Raw genomic sequence first — 18,215 nt, forward strand, 5'->3', positions numbered from 1 at the left:
TCATGAATCGAAAAGCTTTGAAAATAGGGGTGGCGGCTGTACTTTGCAGCATGGCTGTTTCGGCACAGACCTTGCTGTCGCCCAACAAACTGTTGCAGATGGATTTCTCGATAGAGAAAGGTCGTCCTACGTATACATTGCAATATAAGGGAAAAACGGTAATTGCACCCAGCCATCTGGGTATCGAACTCAAGGGCGAGTCGCAGCGGCGCGACTTCAACGACCTGGACGAGAAGAACGAGGGTACACCCTATTCGCTGATGACCGGGTTTTGCATAGCCGATACGGCCTGTTCCACATTCGACGAAACTTGGACTCCCGTATGGGGTGAAGAGGCTTCGATACGCAACCACTACAACGAGTTGGCGGTGACTCTGCGTCAGAAAAATACCGACCGCGAAATGGTGCTGCGTTTCCGTCTGTTCGACGACGGGTTGGGCTTCCGTTATGAATTTCCGCAACAGAAGAACCTGAACTATTTTGTCATCAAGGAAGAGTGCACCCAGTTTGCCATGACCGGCGACCACACGGCCTACTGGATTCCGGGCGACTACGATACGCAGGAGTATGACTACACCGTATCGCGCCTCTCCGAGATCCGCGGCCTGCAGGCCGGTGCCATCACCGAGAACCTCTCGCAAACCAGCTTCTCGCCCACAGGCGTGCAGACGGCCCTCATGCTCAAGACCGACGATGGCCTCTACATCAACCTGCACGAAGCTGCGCTTATCAATTATGCCTGCATGCACCTCAATCTCGACGACGAGCACATGATTTTCACCTCGTGGCTTACCCCCGATTCGCAAGGCGACAAGGGCTACATGCAGACACCCTGTCACTCGCCCTGGCGCACGGTTATCGTCAGCGACGATGCCCGCGACATCCTCGCCTCGCGCATCACGCTCAACCTGAACGACCCCTGCAAAATCGAGGATACCTCGTGGATTAAACCCTGCAAGTATGTAGGCGTGTGGTGGGAGATGATTACCGGCATGGGCGACTGGTCCTATACGTGGGATTTCCCCTCGGTACAACTGGGGGTGACCGACTATGCCAAGGCCAAACCCCACGGTCGTCACTCGGCCAACACCCAAAATGTGAAGCGATACATCGACTTTGCGGCTGAAAACGGCTTCGACGCCGTGCTGGTCGAGGGGTGGAACATCGGCTGGGAAGACTGGTTCGGAAACTCCAAAGATTATGTGTTCGATTTCGTAACACCCTATCCCGACTTTAACCTCGAGGAGATACGCGACTATGCCAAGAGCAAAGGGGTGAAGATGATCATGCACCACGAGACCTCGGCCTCGATTCGCAACTACGAGCGCCATCTCGACCAGGCTTACCAGTTTATGGTCGACAACGGTTATCCGGCCGTGAAGAGCGGCTATGTGGGCAATATCATTCCGCGCGGTGAAAATCACTACAGCCAGTGGATTGTCAACCACTACCAGTATGCCGTCGAAAAAGCGGCCCAGTACAAAATCATGGTCAATGCTCACGAGGCCGTGCGTCCCACGGGTATATGCCGTACCTATCCCAACCTTATCGGCAACGAGTCGGCCCGGGGTACCGAGTATCAGGCCTTCGGCGGCAGCAAGCCCTACCACGTGGCCATTTTGCCCTTTACCCGGCTCATTGGTGGCCCCATGGACTACACGCCCGGTATCTTCGAAATGGACATCAGCAAGTACAACCCCAACAACCACTCGCATGCCAACACGACTATCGCCAATCAGCTGGCTCTGTATGTGACCATGTACAGCCCCTTGCAGATGGCGGCCGATCTGCCCGAGACCTACGAGCGGTTTGCCGATGCCTTTCAGTTCATCAAGGATGTAGCCATGGAGTGGGAGAAGAGCGTCTATCTCGAAGCCGAGCCGGCCGAATATATAACCATAGCCCGCAAGGCTAAAAAGACGGGCGAGTGGTTTGTCGGTAGTGTAGGCGGTTACAACGCCCGTGTCTCCGAAATCAGTTTCGATTTCCTGGATAAGGGAAAGAAATACGAGGCAACGGTTTACAGCGATACGAAAGAGACTCACTACCTGACGAATCCTCAGAAGTATGAAATCAGAAAAATCAAGGTTACTTCGAAATCGAAATTGAAACAGTATGTCGCTCCCGGTGGAGGATATGCCATTTCGATAAAGGAGATTTAAGGCGATACCTCGCTCTTTTGGCGGGCGGCCGTTCTCTTCTTCCAAGTTCTCTCTTCTTGCGAACGGGTTGTGTGCGAAAGTGTGCACGACCGGTCAGGGGGACAGGACCGGGGCGAGTAGAGCGGTCGCCTCTGTTTTTGGAGGCTGGCAGGCAATAGGCTCTCTTCCGATTTTGTATTGGTGCATGAGCCGTTGTCGCCCGATTCATTTCCCTTTGTGCCGTTGCATATCGGTTGGTATCCAGTAAAGTATGGTACAAAAATCCGATATATTCGTCGAAAATTCCTCGACCGGTTGACAAAGCGTGTTGATATGGACAGATTTTTGGCCGGAAAGTATTCGAATCGGAAAAATAGAACTAAATATCGGTGATAAAGAACCAGTTCGTACAGTAGGAAGAATTTATCTTTGCAGTCAAATAGGTATAAGAAAGATTGTATGGCGAAATATATAAATTTTATTTTATTTTATTTTTTCATTATTTCCAGCTATTATACAGACTTTATTCCTAAATTTGTGGCATTTGAAAAAGCTGGCAAAAGTCCCTGTTTATTGGGGTAGTAAGTCATTTTATAGGAGCAGAGAGAGTCTATGAATAGGATATTTATTAACATTTGTTAATATAAAGTTTAAACAGAGTACCAACGTCGACAATAATATTTTGTTACTTATGAATATGAAACTGACCAAAAATTTTATTCAACCCATCGCAGGTGCGATGCTTTGTATTTTTTTGTTTTCCTGTGGAGGGAAAAATGCTCAGACAGGTGGAATGGCTCGTGAGTATGCCGTGATGACATTGGAGCCCGACTCAATGGAGTGGTATAGTAACTATCCTGCCGCAATCAAAGGTAAACGGGATATTGAGATACGGCCGAATGTAAGCGGCTTTATTACCGAACTGCGGGTAGACGAGGGTTCGGTCGTGCGTAAAGGCCAGGTGCTCTTCGTAATCGATACGGTGCCTTACAAGGCTGCCTTGAAGGTAGCCGAGACCAATGTCGAGGTGGCTCGCGCCAACGCCGAGACTGCCCGACTGACGGCCGAAAACAAGCGCGAGTTGCAACGCCGCGACATCATCAGCGAGTACGATTTGCAGATGGCCGAGAACTCCTACGCGTCGGCCAAGGCTCAACTGGCTCAGGCCGAGGCTCAGTTGGTGAATGCCCGCAACAACGACTCGTATACCCGCGTGACCAGCCCGCTCGACGGTGTGGTAGGCGAGATTCCCTTCCGGGTAGGTAGCCTGGTATCGCCTTCGTCGGCTACGCCGCTCACCACCGTGTCGGATAACGCCGAGATGTATGTCTACTTCTCGATGACCGAGCGTCAGATTCTGGAACTGGCCGCCCAATACGGTGCCGACAATTTCTTGTCGAAACTTCCGGCCGTATCGCTCAAGCTCTCCGACGGCAGCATCTATCCCCTGAAGGGCGAAATCGAGACCATCAGCGGTATCATCGACACGCAGACCGGTTCGTCGAACATGCGTGCCACCTTTGCCAACCCGCACAAGTTGCTGCGTAGCGGCGGCGCGGGTGTGATTATGATTCCGATGAAGAGCGACAGCGCCCTGCTGGTGCCCCAGAAAGCTACCTATGAGATTCAGGACAAGAAGTTTGTTTACGTAGTCAACGACGACTCTACGGTAAAATCGACCGAAATCACCATCTCGTCGATTGACAACGGTAAAGACTACATGGTGCTCTCGGGCCTCAAGGCTGGCGACCGCATCGTGGTAGAAGGTGTCAATACCCTCAAGGACGGTATGACCATTCAGGTAGCCGGAGCTCAGGCTCAAGGTCAGGCTCAGGCTCAAGCACAAAACAAATAATAACCCTCAACTTCAAAATAGGAAGAAATTATGAAGTTAGACAGATTTATCAATCGCCCGGTATTGTCGACCGTGATATCCATCTTCATGGTTATACTGGGCCTTATCGGACTTGTATTTTTGCCCATCACGCAATACCCCGATATTGCACCGCCTACGATACAGGTCTCTACAACCTATACGGGTGCCAATGCCCAGACTATCTTGAATAGTGTAATCGCTCCCTTGGAGGAGTCGATCAACGGTGTGGAAGACATGATGTACATGACGTCGACCGCCACCAACACAGGTTCGGCCTCCATCACCGTATATTTCAAACAGGGTACCGACCCCGATATGGCTGCCGTGAATGTGCAGAACCGGGTGTCGAAAGCCTTGAACCTGCTGCCGGCCGAGGTAACGCAGGTGGGTGTGATTACCCAGAAGCGACAGACCAGTATGCTGATGGTATTCTCGCTTTACAGCCCCGACGACCGGTATAGCCTCGAGTTCCTCGAGAACTACGCCAAAATCAACGTAATCCCTCTGGTACAACGTATCCCGGGTGTGGGCGATGCCAACGTAATGGCTACCGACTACTCGATGCGTATCTGGCTCAAACCCGACGTGATGGCACAATACGGATTGATGCCTACCGATATAGCCGCCGTGCTGGCCGAGCAGAACATCGAGGCCGCCCCCGGTCAGTTCGGTGACCAGGGTAACCAGTCGTTCCAGTATGTGCTCACCTACAAGGGCCGTCTGCAAACCCCCGAGGAGTTTGGCGACATGGTCATTCGGGCCGATGCCGACGGTCAGATTCTCTATCTGAAAGATGTAGCCGACATCGAGCTGGGCCGTTTGACCTACGGGTTTAAGAACTTCCAGAACGGCCACAACGCCGTGAGCTCCATGATTTACCAGACGGCAGGTTCGAATGCTACCGAGATTATCGGCGATATTACCGACCTGCTCGACGATATTCGCAAAGACCTCCCGGCCGGTATGGAAATAGAGACTACGCTGAATGCCAACGACTTCCTGTTCGCTTCGATTCACGAGGTAATCAAGACCCTTATCGAGGCCTTCATTCTGGTGTTCTTCGTGGTATACATCTTCCTGCAAGACTTCCGTTCGACGTTGATTCCCGCCATCGCCATCCCGGTATCGCTTATCGGTACCTTCTTCGCCCTGTATCTGATGGGCTTCAGCCTCAACCTGCTTACCCTTTGCGCCTTGGTATTGGCCATTGCGATTGTGGTCGACGATGCGATCGTGGTCGTCGAGGGTGTCCATGCCAAGTTGGACCAGGGATACAAGTCGCCGCGTAAGGCTTCGATCGATGCCATGCGCGAGCTCTCGGGAGCCATCGTCTCGATTACGCTGGTGATGATGTCGGTGTTTATCCCCGTTAGTTTCATGACCGGTACATCGGGTACCTTCTACCGTCAGTTCGGTCTTACCATGGCCTTCGCCATCGGTTTCTCGGCTATCAACGCCTTGACGTTGAGCCCGGCCCTGTGTGCCATCTTGCTGAAACCGCACGACAAGAGCGGTGAGGGTCATAAGAAGTCGACCTTTATCGACCGTTTCCACACGGCCTTCAATGCCGCTTACGATACCTTGCTGGGTAAATATAAAAACGGTGTAAAACATTTTGTACATCATAAGAAATTCTCCTTTGCCGGTGTTATCGTGGCTATCATTATTCTGGTAGTGCTGATGAACGTGACACCTACGGGTCTGGTGCCCAACGAAGATACGGGTACCATCATGATTACGGCCGACTTGCAGCCGGGTACCTCGCAAGAGCGTACCGAGCAAGTGCTCATGCAGGTCGACAGTATCATCGGGTTGCACCCCGCCGTGAAGGGCCGTACGCAGATTGTGGGCTTCAGCTTCATCGGCGGTCAGGGTAATACTTACGGATCGTTCATCGTCAAACTGAAAGACTGGAGCGAGCGTACCGACAAGGGTATGGATGCCAACTCGGTAATCGGTGCCCTCTACTCGAAGTTCGCTACCGAGATAAAAGATGCCCGTGTGCTCTGCTTCGCACCGCCTATGATTCCGGGTTATAGTATCAGTAACGGTTTCGAGTTGAACTTGCAGGATAAGACCGGTGGTTCGCTCGACCGCTTCTACGAGGTGACCCAGGACTTCCTGGCCGAGTTGATGAAACGACCCGAGATTGCCATGGCCTCGACTACGTTCAACCCCTCGTTCCCGCAATACATGGTCGATGTCGACGTGGCCAAGTGTAAACAGGCCGGCATCAGCCCGAGCGATGTGCTCACGGCCATGCAGGGTTACATCGGAGGTATGTATTCGTCGAACTTCAACCGGTTCGGTAAACTCTACCGGGTGATGATTCAAGCCGAGCCCAGTGCCCGTGTAAGCCCCGAGAGCCTCAACAACATCAAGATTCGCAACGGTTCCGAGATGGCGCCCATTACCAACTTCATTACCCTGCGCAAGGTCTATGGTCCCGATAACATCAACCGTTTCAACATGTTTACCTCGATCAAGATCAACGGTAACCCCGCCGACGGTTACAGCTCGGGTGAGGCCATCAAGGCCCTCGAGGAGGTAGCCGCCGAGACCCTGCCCGTAGGTTACGGCTACGAGTTCTCGGGTATGACCCGTGAGGAACAAAGCTCGAGCAGCGGTACCACGGCCATCATCTTCGTGCTCTGTCTGGTATTCGTTTACCTGTTGTTGAGTGCCCAGTACGAGAGCTACGTGCTGCCTCTGTCGGTAATCCTTTCGATACCGTTCGGTCTGGCCGGTAGCTTCATCTTCGCCCTCATCATGGGAGTCGAGAACAACATCTACCTGCAGATTGCCTTGATCATGCTTATCGGTCTGTTGGCCAAGAATGCGATTCTTATCGTCGAGTTCGCCCTCGACCGCCGTCGTACCGGTATGCCTATCATCAATGCCGCCATCGACGGAGCCGCCGCCCGTTTGCGGCCTATCCTGATGACGTCGTTGGCCATGGTCATCGGTCTGTTGCCTATGATGTTTGCCACGGGTGTAGGTGCCAACGGTAACGGTACCCTGGGTGCCGGTGCTGTGGGCGGTATGCTCATCGGTATGATTTGCCAGATATTCATCGTGCCCGCTTTGTTTGTGGTATTCGAGATTATTCAAGAGAAGATCAAACCGCTCAAATGGGATGATTTGGACAACTCGGAGGTACGCTCGGAGATTGAGCAGTATTCCAAATAAAATAGAACGCGATATAAAACAGAGAATATATGAAACGAATCCTTTTATATACGGTATGTGGTTTGACTATGGCGACCACCTTCAACAGTTGCCACATATACAATAAATACCATCGGCCCGACGATGTAATGGTCGAGGGTTTGTTCCGGGATACGGTCTCCGATACCGACACCCTTGCAGCCGATACGGCCAGCTTCGGCGACCTGCCGTGGGAAGAGGTCTTCACCGACCCCATCCTGCAAGACCTCATTCGCACGGGGTTGGAGAAGAACAGCGACTTGCAGTCGGCCATGCTTCAGGTCGAGGCTGCTCAGGCCAGCTTCACCGCCGCTCAACTGGCATTCCTGCCGTCGCTTAGCCTCACTCCGCAAGGCGGCGTGAGCAGCTTCGACAGCAGCAAGGGTACCTGGACCTACAATGCCCCCGTCTCGGCCAGTTGGGAGATTGACATCTTCGGCCGCCTGCTCAACTCCAAGCGCAATGCCAAGGCCATGCTGATGCAGACCGAGGCTTACAAACAGGCCGTGCGCACGCAAATCATCGCCACCATTGCCAACGGATACTATACGTTGTTGATGCTCGACGAGCAACTCGCTATTACCGAAGAGACCGCCAAGACCTGGCAGAAGAGCGTCGAGACCATCCGGGCCATGAAGGTAGGCGGTATGACCAACGAGGCTGCCGTAGCCCAGAGCGAGGCCAACAACTACATGATTGCTGCCTCCATCCCTACGTTGCGCCAGCAAATCCGCGAGACCGAAAACAGCCTTTCGACCCTGTTGTATCAGGCTCCGCAATCGATTAAGCGCGGCAAATTCCAGGACCAGAAGCTCCCCGAGATGTATCAGGTGGGCGTACCCGTACAGTTGCTCGCCAACCGTCCCGACGTGCGTTCGGCCGAACTTTCGCTGGCTGCAGCCTACTATTCGACCAACATTGCCCGCTCGGCCTTCTATCCCAACATCGTGATTTCGGGTTCGGCCGGTTGGACCAACTCGGCCGGTAGCGCCATTGTCAATCCGGGCAAACTGTTGCTCTCGGCTGCCGCTTCGCTGGTTCAGCCCATTTTCAACCGGGGCAGCAACATAGCCAACCTCAAAGCCGCCAAGGCTCAACAGCAGATTGCCGCCATCAACTTCCAGCAGGCCATCCTCAATGCCGGCGAAGAGGTGAGCAACGCCCTCTATCAGATACAGACGACCAAAGAGACGCTGGTCAACCGCGACTTGCAGGTAGCCTCGCTCGAGAAGGCAGTCGAGTCTACCATGTCGTTGATGACCTTGGGCACCTCGACCTACCTCGAGGTATTGACGGCCCAACAGTCGTTGCTCAACGCCCAGTTGTCGCAAGTATCCGATTCGTATCAGTGCATGGTAGCCGTCATCAATCTCTATCATGCTCTGGGCGGTGGCCGTGAGATCGAGGAAAATACAAAGTAAAAACGTAAAACTTAGATACTATGATTAGTCCGTTAGCATACGTCGATCCCAAAGCGGTGATTGGAAACAACGTAACCATACATCCCTTTGCCTATATCGACAAAGATGTTGTCATCGGTGACAACTGTGTGATATATCCATACGCCAGTATATTGGCGGGAACGGTCATGGGAAAAAACAACCGGGTCTTTCAAGGGGCTATCCTCGGTGCCGAGCCGCAAGACTTCCACTACAAGGGTGAACCCACTCGACTGACTGTCGGCAACGACAATACCATTCGCGAGTATGTCATCATCAACCGCGCTACTCATCCCGCGGGCGAGACCGTCATCGGCAACCACATCTGTATGATGAAGGGTACCCGCATCGGTCACGATTGCCGGGTCGACGACGACTGTATCCTGGGCATCGATTGCGACCTCTCGGGCGAATGCCACATCCACAGCAAAGCCATTCTGGCCGGCCGTGTGATTGTAAAGGAGAAGTGTCGTGTGGGTAGCTGGACCCTCGTCAAGAGCGGTTGCCGCACGAGCAAGGATATACCTCCCTATATCCTGGCGGCACACAACCCCATCATGTACAAGGGTATCAATGCCTTTATCCTGCGGCGTCAAGGCTTCAGCGAAGAGACCATCGAGAATATCGCGCTGGCCTACCGTCAGGTATACTCGTCGGGCACCAGCCTCGAGAATGCGATTCTGCGTATCAAGGAGGTTGTGGCTCCCAGTCCCGAAATCGATTATATCCTCAAATTCTTTGCCGAGTCCAAGATGGGCATCATTGCCACCATCGGCGAGGGCAAGTAAGGGAATAGCCGTAATGAACAAGTGTCGGTCCGGTTCGTAAGAATCGGGCCGTGCTTGTTTTAAAGCCGGCCGCTCTTCCCGATTTCGTGACCGGTCGCAGCTTCCTCGTCGCCCGAATCGAGGCGTGCCCTGGGGCAAGGTTGGGTTTGAGCGAGGGCGGGGGAATGTCGCATGCTGTTTATGATTATTAACAGAGAACGGGGATAATATGCCGCAGAAAACTTTCGGAGTTTTCAAAGTTTTCTATACATTTGCTCCGATTTTCAGTAGAGAACTTATGATGAACGAGCTGCAACTGCGCATAATCGAGCAAGCCACTCCCATGTTTTTGCACTATGGAATCAAAGCCGTCACGATGGATATGATTGCCGCAAGGCTGGGCATGTCGAAGCGCACGCTGTACGAGAATTTCAAGGAGAAGAACGAGCTGTTGCTGGCCTGTCTCGAGAAGGCCGAGGACGACCGCAACGTGCGGCTGAAAACCTACTATGCCCAACGGCAGAATGTCATCGAACTGTTGCTGAAGGTGCACGAAGATATACTCTGTTTCATGCGCAATGCCAGCCCGGCCTACTTCATCGACATGGAGCGCTATTATCCCAAGGTCTACGACCGTTACGAGCGGGAGAAGGAGATTCACAAACGGGCCATCGTCGACCTGTTGCGCGAGGGGATAGGCGAGGGGATGATACGCAGCGACTGCAACCTCGAGATTGTGGCTACGTTGCTCTCTCTGCAATTCGAGTTACTGAAAAATGCCGATCAGGTATTCAAGTCGAAATACACCTTTACCGAAATTTTCGAGACCATATTCAAGAGTTTTATCCGGGGTATCGCCACGCCCGAAGGGGTGCGCTATACCGACGAATTTTTTGCCGGTCGCGAAAACAAATAATCTTGTAGAGCAGTATAGATATAAATAGCATAAAAAAAAGAAACCTTTAATAACCGAAAGAACTATGGACAGAAACAAGCTCGTCTCCCGAGTTGCCGCCCTGTTGGCCCTGTCGCTTTGGCCGGCCCTGCTGCCGGCTCAAACCCAGCCTGCCCGGTCGCTGGCCCTCGATTTGAAGACCGCCATCGGCATCGCCCTTAGCGAAAACCCTACCATCAAGGTCGCCGATATGGAAATCGAGAAGAAAGACTACTCCAAGAAAGAGACCATCGCCGGCCTCTTCCCCCGCATAGACGGTTCGGCCTCGTATAGCCGCACCATCGAGAAGCAGACCATGTATATGGATGCCGAGGCCTTCGACATGAGTGCCATGTTCGCTCCCATCTACAACACCATCGGGCAGTTGCACCCCGAGTTTCAGGTGCCCCAGTTGGGTGGCGGTTCCTCTTCGTCGGGCGAGACCGGCATGAAGGTGGGTACCGACAACACCTACTCGGTGGGCCTCAGTGCTTCGCTGCCCATCATTGCCCCGCAGTTGTGGAAGAGCGTGCAGCTGTCGAGTGCCGACATCGAGCAGGCTGTCGAGTCGGCCCGTTCGTCGCGGCTCAGCATGGTCAATCAGGTCGAGAAGGCCTATTACAATCTGCTGTTGGCCCAGAACTCCTACGAGGTTATCAAGATGAGCTACGACAATGCCGTGCTCAATGCCCAGGACTACAAGCACAAGTTCGAGCAGGGAACGGCGTCGGAGTACGACGTGTTGCGGGCCGATGTGCAGGTGCGCAACCTCGAGCCCACCCTGCTGCAAACCGAGAACAGCGTGAAGCTGAGCAAGCTGCAGCTGAAGGTGCTGATGGGTGTCGACATGGCTCTGGAGATTACCCCCACCGACCGGCTCGAAGATTATGAAGCCTCGATGTATGAGGAGACGATGAACATCGACACCTCGCTTGAGCAGAATACCGACCTGCGCCAGTTGGACCTCCAGACCGCCTACCTCAAGAAAGCGGTCGACGTGCAGCGCATGGCGTGGTTCCCCACGCTCTCGGCCACGGCCAACTACAACTGGATTTCGATGAGCGACGGCGGCATGTTCAGCGACTTCCGCTGGAGCCCCTATTCGTCGATAGGGCTTTCGCTTTCGCTGCCCATCTTCCAGGGTGGGGCACGCCACTTCCGCATCAAGCAGGCCAAGTCGAACGTCCTGCAACTGGGCTTGCAGCGCGACAACCTGTTGAACACCCTCTCGATGCAGGTGCAGATGTCGATGGATAATATCCAGAAGTCGGTCAAGCAGATAGCCTCGAACAAGGAGGGGGTCCGTCAGGCCGAGAAGGCATACGCCATCATGCAGAAGAGTTTCGAAATCGGGTCGGCTACCTTCATCGAACTTAACGACGCCGACCTGGCCCTCACCAATTCACGCCTCTCGTACAATCAGGCCATCTACGATTTTCTGGCTGCCAAGTCCGACCTGCAGCTGCTCCTGGGCAATGCCGACCTGGAGCAATACCGGCAACCCGACCAGAAGAGCACCAAGTAAATACACGACATCGAATAATATAAGAAACGACACGATATGAAAAAAGAGCATTTGATTGGCATGTTGGCCGCTTGTTCGGCCCTGCTGTTTGTGGCCTGTTCGGGAGAGAAGGAGAATACCGAACAAGCCGAAGAGGAAACGGTTCAACTCGTCAAGGTGGCCCGGGTCACCGAGCAGGCCGTTCCTCAGGTCGTCTCCTACACGGCCACAATCGAACCCTATAAGCGCAACCTCATCAGTTCGTCTCTGCCCAACCGCATCAAGAAAATCTATGTCGAGGTGGGCGACCACGTCAAGGCCGGGCAGAAGCTGGTCGACCTCGACCGTGCCAACCTGGCCCAGCAGAAGCTGCAGCTCGACAACCTCGAGCTCGAGTACAACCGGGTGAAAGAGCTCTTTGCCGTGGGTGGTGCCTCGCAACAACAGGTCGACCAGATGCGCACCCAGTACGAAACGGCCAAGACCTCGTATGAGAACCTCGACGAGAACACCGTGCTGGTGAGTCCCACCAACGGCGTAGTGACGGCCCGTAACTACGACAACGGCGACCTGGCCACCGGTGCCATCCTCACCGTCATGCAGATACAGCCGGTGAAGGTCGAGGTGAACATCTCGGAGAGCGACTTCACCAAGGTGAAGCTGGGTATGCCGGTCGATGTCAACGTCGAGGTCTATGGCAACGAGGTGTTCAAGGGCAAGGTATCGCTCATTCACCCCACCATCGACCCGGCCACCCGCACCTTTGTGACCGAAATCAATATCCCCAATGGCGACAACCGCATCCGTCCGGGCATGTTTGCCCGCGTCAATATCGACTTTGGCAACGTAAACCGCGTGGTGGTGCCCGACCAGGCAGTCGTGAAGCGTTCGGGTTCGGGCGACCGCTTTGTCTATGTCTATAAAGACGGCAAGGTTTCCTTCAACCAGGTGCAGTTGGGCCGCCACATGGATACGAGCTACGAGCTCATCTCGGGCGTCGAGAACGGTTCCGAGGTGGTGATTGCCGGCCAGTCGCGCCTGAAGGACGACGCCCCCGTGAAAGTGGTCGAATAACCGTGCAGCCTTTTGTCCAATTCCAAAACATTCACCCTTAAAGAAAAATTTCTATGAGTCTATACGAAGGTTCGGTAAAGAAACCCATCATGACCTCGCTCTGTTTCGTAGCGGTGGTTATCCTGGGTATCTTTTCCTACACCAAACTGCCTATCGACCTCTATCCCGACATCGAGACCAACATGATTATGGTGATGACGGCCTATCCCGGTGCCAGTGCCGCCGATGTCGAGAACAACGTGACCCGACCCCTCGAGAATGCCCTCAACGCCGTGAGCGACCTGAAGCACATCACCTCGGAGTCGAAAGAGAACATGTCGCTCATCTCCCTCGAGTTTGAGTATGGCGAAGACATCGACGTGCTCACCAACGATGTGCGCGACAAGCTCGATATGGTCAAGTCGGAGCTCCCGGATGATTCGGAGAACCCCATCATCTTCAAGTTCAGCTCCGACATGATTCCTATCGTTATCCTCTCGGTGCAGGCCAACGAGAGCATGCCGGCCCTCTACAAGATACTCGACGACAACGTGGCCAGCCCGCTGGCCCGTATCAGCGGGGTAGGTTCGGTGTCGATCAGCGGTGCGCCCGAGCGCGAGATACAGATTTATGTCGACCCCGTGAAGCTCGAGGCCTACAACCTCAGCATCGAGACCATCGCCTCGGTCATCGGGGCCGAGAACCGCAACGTGCCCGGCGGTACGTTTGACGTGGGTTCCGACACCTATTCGCTGCGGGTACAGGGCGAGTTCAACGACGCCTCGCAGATGAACGACATTGTCGTGGGCAACTACGGCGGCAAGTCCATCTATCTGCGCGATGTAGCCGTGGTGCACGACTCGGTCGAGGAGCGTGCCCAGGAGACCTATAACAACGGTGTGCAAGGGGCCATGATTGTGATTCAGAAACAGTCGGGTGCCAACTCGGTCGAAATCTCCAACGAGGTGATGAAGGCCTTGCCCCGCTTGCAGAAGAATCTGCCCAGCGACGTGAAACTGGGGGTAATCATCGATACCTCCGACAACATACGCAACACCATCGATACCCTGTTCGAGACCGTGTTGCTGGCTCTGCTTTTCGTCTCGATAGTCGTCTTCTTCTTCCTGGGACGCTGGCGGGCCACCATCATCATCGTGATTACGATACCTATCTCGCTGGTTGCCTCGTTCATCTACCTGGCGGCCACGGGCAACTCGCTCAACATCATCTCGCTCTCGTCGCTCTCCATCGCCATCGGTATGGTGGTCGACGATGCCATCGTGGTGCTCGAGAACGTGACCAACCACATCGAGCGGGGCAGCTACCCCCGGCAGGCGGCCGTGCACGGTACCAACGAGGTGGGCCTTTCGGTGGTAGCCTCTACGCTCACCCTTATCGCCGTGTTCTTCCCCCTCACGCTGGTTTCGGGCATGTCGGGCGTACTCTTCAAGCAGTTGGGTTGGATGGTTACCATCATCATGGTCATCTCTATCGTGTGTGCCCTCTCGCTTACCCCCATGCTTTGCTCGCGCCTGCTGAAGCTGCAACCCAAGCAATCGCGCGTATTCAAGCTGCTCTACGGACCTATCGAGAAGGGGCTCGATGCCTTCGACAACGGTTACGCCCGTCTGTTGCACTGGGCCGTAGGCCACCGCACCATTGTCATCGTGGGCTGTATGTCGTTCTTTGTGCTCAGCCTCGTGCTGGTACGCTTCGTAGGTAACGAGTTCATGCCCACCCAGGACAATGCCCGTATCGGGGTCACCGTCGAGATGCCCATCGGTACCCGCACCGAAATCTCGAAAGATGTGGCCATGCGCCTCTACAAACAGTGGATGGAGCAATACCCCGAAATCGTGATGTGCAACTTTACGGTAGGGCAGGCCAGCACCGACAACGTCTACGCCTCGATGTCCGACAACGGCTCGCACATCATTACCTATAACATCAGTCTCACCGACCCCGACAAGCGCAAACGCACCCTGTCGGAGATTTGCGACCTCATGCGTAAGGACCTGGCCGGATACCCCGAAATCAAGAAGTCGCAGGTGAACCTGGGTGGCGGTATGTCGGTGATGGGTGGTGAAACGACCATCGACTACGAAATCTATGGCTACTCCTTTGCCGAGACCGACAGCGTAGCGGCCCAACTCTCGGCCCTGCTGCGCGAAATCAAGGGCGTGAGCGAGGTGCGTATCAGTCGTGGCGACTACCAGCCCGAATATCAGGTCGACTTCGACCGCGAGAAGCTGGCCCTCAACGGCCTCAACCTCACCACGGCGGCTACCTACCTGCGCAACCGCATCAACGGTGCCACCGCCTCGCAGTTCCGCGAGGAGGGCGAGGAGTACGACATCAAGGTGATGTATGCTCCCGAATACCGCACCTCGATCGAGGATATTGAAAACATCATGGTCTACAACGCCCAGGGCAAAGGGGTGCGCATCAAGGAGCTGGGCACCGTGGTCGAGCGGTTCTCGCCGCCTACCATCGAGCGTAAGGACCGCGAGCGTATCAACACCGTATCGGCTATCCTCTCGGGGGCAGCCATGAGCGACGTGGTGGCCGAGGCACAGAAGAAGATCGACCAGATGTCGATACCCTCGGGCATCTCGATTCAGCTCTCGGGTTCGTATGAAGACCAGCAGGATTCGTTCGGCGACCTGTTCACGCTCATGTACCTCATCGTCATACTCGTGTTCATCGTGATGGCGGCCCAGTTCGAGTCGTTGACCTACCCGTTCATCATCATGTTCTCGTTGCCCTTCGCCTTCTCGGGTGTATTCCTGGCGCTGTGGCTCTCGGGCAATACCCTCAATGTGATGTCGCTCATCGGTGCCATCATGCTTATCGGTATCGTGGTGAAGAACGGTATCGTGCTCATCGACTACATCTCGCTGAACCGCGAGCGGGGCATGGGCATCCGCGAGGCCGTGGTCAAGGGCGGTCACTCCCGTCTGCGCCCGGTAATCATGACGACCCTTACCACCATCTTGGGTATGGTGCCCATGGCCATCGGTACCGGTCAGGGTTCCGAGATGTGGCGACCCATGGGTACGGCGGTAATCGGCGGCCTCACGGTCTCGACCATCCTCACCCTTATCCTCATTCCCGTGCTCTACTGTGTATTCGCTTCGGTGGGTGTGAAACGCCGTCGTCGGAAACACCACGAGCGCCTGTCGGCCAGTAACTCCAATTCATAAATATTACGTTCGGTTCCCTATCTCTCAACGATTAAAAAAGGGGAAATAGGGACCGGACTCTAAAACCAACACCATCGGATATGAAATCGGTATTTATCACTTTCGACCAGGCACACTATGCCCAGATTCTCGAGACCCTCGACAAGCTGTCGTGCCGGGGATATTCCTACTTCGAGCAGATGCGGGGCCGCGGCTCCAAGACCGGCGAGCCTCACTATGGCAGCCACGCGTGGCCCTCGATGTGTTCGGCCATCATCACCATGGTCGACGATGCCAAGGTAGAGCCGCTGCTGAAGCGGCTGCGGCAGATGGACGAGGCGGCCCCCCAGTTGGGTTTGCGGGCCTTCGTCTGGACCATCGAGCAGTCTGTCTGACGGCTCTCTGCCTTGTCCCGTTATAAACATCAGGGGCTGTGTCGATTCGTTCGATGCAGCCCCTGATGGTATCGAGCCGCACAGAAAAACGGGCCGGCCGTTAATTTGTCGGGCGATACCCTTCTCTCATTCGGGCAATTTGTCTATTTTTGTAGAACATAAAAAATTGAGGACTATGAAACATGCGACTGTTTGGACCCGACTTCTGCTTGGTTCGGTGGCCTGTCTGCTGCTTCTGCCGGCCTGTGGCGGAGGTGAAAAGAAACAGGAAAAGATAGAGATTACCCCCTATATTCTCAACCTGCATTTGAAGTATTCGTTCATCGACAATTTTGAGGATGGTCTGGCCCGGGTGATGATGAAGACCAAGACCGAGTCGGGGCGCGAGACGGGAGTCTTCGGCTGTATCGACGAGAAGGGGCACGAGGTGATACCCTGCATCTACGAGTCGGTATATATGGAGCCCGGTGGTGTGTTGGTTTCCCCGAAAGAGGGAGACAACAAGCTCTTTGTCTATCGCGACGGTACGCTGCAGGAGTTCCCGGTGCCCGACGGTCTCGAGCCGCAGGGAGGCTTCTACGATGGCCGGGCGAGAGTGCATGACGAGGATTTCAACTATGGCTATATCGATACCGGGGGGAATCTGGTGGTGCCCTGCCGCTACAATTCTGCCGATGATTTCAGCGAAGGATTGGCCGTGGTCGAGCAGAACTGGAGAAAAGGCTATATCGATGTCGACGGCAACGAGGTGACCCCTCTGATTTACTGTAATGCGATGGAGTTCTACAACGGCCTGGGCTGTGTGCAGAACGAAGAGGGTCTCTATGGCTATGTCGATGCGACGGGGCGCGAGGTGATACCCTGCCAGTTCGAATCGGCCGACTTCTTTTACGGCGATGTGGCTCCCGTATGTCTCGATGGGAGCTATGGACTCATCGACAAGACGGGCAGGTTTGTCTCGGCCACGCGATACAAGTCGATGGGCGTTTGTACCTCCAATCTGTTCTATTATGGCGAAGACGGCCTTTATGGTTTTGTCGATGCCCGGCAGAACGTGCTGACCCCGGCCCGATACAACAAAATAGATATTTGTCGGGAGGGGATGGTAGCTGTGGCCCAGCAGGGTAAATATGGTTTCGTAAACGAGAAGGGCGAGGAGGTAATCCCCTGCATATACAGCCGGGTGAACTGGTTCGACCAGGGCTTTGCCCGGGTAGCCCGCAACGGTCGGGTAGGGTATATCGACAAGACGGGGCGCGAAATCTTCCTGCTCCCCTCGAACCGCTTCTCGAGTGCCTCTCGCTCGGGCTTCGGGGTATTCTGTTTCGAGAGCGGCGGCGAACTCTTCATCTTCGACGAAGAGGGCAACCGGCTCGACAGCAACGGACTCGAGACTCCGGATGCGGCTTCGGCTTCGGCCGGAAGCGACGCCTCGGCCGGCAGCAGTGTCGCGGGCGGTTCGGGTGTAGTGGTGGTGCCCTCTGTCTCGGCACCGGCCTCGACCGGCAGCAGCCAGAGCGACCCTGTCCGCCGGGTCGAGTGGGAGATTCGCCGCAACCGGGCTATCGAGGAGCTGGCCCGCCTGCAGGTGAAACTTATCGAAGACCCCAATTCGGCATATATCAAACACAACATACAGACACAGCAAAACATCATCAACACCTGCAACGAGATGATTGCCATCTACCAGTAACGGCCAGGGCTTTTCTATTCTGTG

Annotated in this window: 11 protein-coding genes; all 11 read left to right on the forward strand. The window is 54.7% G+C overall.

Annotated features, from left to right (window positions below; genetic code table 11):
- Positions 1-2: 2 nt before the first annotated feature.
- The 11 genes from Q1K76_RS09660 (at position 3) to Q1K76_RS09710 (ending at position 18,191) form a co-directional block, all read left to right on the forward strand.
- Positions 3-2,162, forward strand: coding sequence for a glycoside hydrolase family 97 protein (locus Q1K76_RS09660; protein WP_300132905.1), 2,160 nt, complete (start codon positions 3-5; stop codon positions 2,160-2,162).
- 772 nt (positions 2,163-2,934) lie between these two features.
- Complete coding sequence (locus tag Q1K76_RS09665; protein WP_241147784.1) at positions 2,935-3,996, forward strand: efflux RND transporter periplasmic adaptor subunit; 1,062 nt, start codon at positions 2,935-2,937, stop codon at positions 3,994-3,996.
- Positions 3,997-4,026: 30 nt separating this feature from the next.
- A complete protein-coding gene (locus tag Q1K76_RS09670; protein ID WP_300132908.1) occupies positions 4,027-7,206 on the forward strand; it encodes an efflux RND transporter permease subunit in 3,180 nt (1,059 codons plus the stop codon).
- Positions 7,207-7,235: 29 nt separating this feature from the next.
- Positions 7,236-8,645 (forward strand): efflux transporter outer membrane subunit, encoded by a 1,410-nt coding sequence (locus Q1K76_RS09675; protein WP_300132911.1) that lies wholly within the window; start codon positions 7,236-7,238, stop codon positions 8,643-8,645.
- 20 nt (positions 8,646-8,665) lie between these two features.
- Positions 8,666-9,451: an acyl-ACP--UDP-N-acetylglucosamine O-acyltransferase gene (lpxA, locus tag Q1K76_RS09680; RefSeq protein ID WP_087407632.1), complete on the forward strand. Its 786-nt coding sequence runs from the start codon at positions 8,666-8,668 to the stop codon at positions 9,449-9,451.
- 277 nt (positions 9,452-9,728) lie between these two features.
- Positions 9,729-10,346, forward strand: a complete 618-nt coding sequence (locus tag Q1K76_RS09685) for a TetR/AcrR family transcriptional regulator (RefSeq protein ID WP_300132914.1) — start codon at positions 9,729-9,731, stop codon at positions 10,344-10,346.
- 64 nt (positions 10,347-10,410) lie between these two features.
- Positions 10,411-11,889, forward strand: a complete 1,479-nt coding sequence (locus Q1K76_RS09690) for a TolC family protein (protein ID WP_300132917.1) — start codon at positions 10,411-10,413, stop codon at positions 11,887-11,889.
- A gap of 36 nt (positions 11,890-11,925) precedes the next feature.
- The gene (locus Q1K76_RS09695; protein WP_300132919.1) at positions 11,926-12,942 is read left to right on the forward strand and encodes an efflux RND transporter periplasmic adaptor subunit; all 1,017 of its coding nucleotides are present in this window, start codon (positions 11,926-11,928) and stop codon (positions 12,940-12,942) included.
- A gap of 53 nt (positions 12,943-12,995) precedes the next feature.
- A complete protein-coding gene (locus Q1K76_RS09700; protein ID WP_300132922.1) occupies positions 12,996-16,124 on the forward strand; it encodes an efflux RND transporter permease subunit in 3,129 nt (1,042 codons plus the stop codon).
- Between the two features lie 80 nt (positions 16,125-16,204).
- Positions 16,205-16,498, forward strand: a complete 294-nt coding sequence (locus Q1K76_RS09705) for a PG0541 family transporter-associated protein (protein WP_087407627.1) — start codon at positions 16,205-16,207, stop codon at positions 16,496-16,498.
- A 175-nt stretch (positions 16,499-16,673) separates the two neighbouring features.
- On the forward strand, positions 16,674-18,191 hold the full coding sequence (locus Q1K76_RS09710; protein ID WP_300132925.1) for a WG repeat-containing protein: 1,518 nt from the start codon (positions 16,674-16,676) through the stop codon (positions 18,189-18,191).
- Positions 18,192-18,215: the final 24 nt, after the last annotated feature.

Origin of the sequence: uncultured Barnesiella sp., from assembly GCF_946496565.1 — a bacterium.
In the GTDB taxonomy this organism is placed as follows: Bacteria; Bacteroidota; Bacteroidia; order Bacteroidales; family Barnesiellaceae; genus Barnesiella; species Barnesiella merdigallinarum.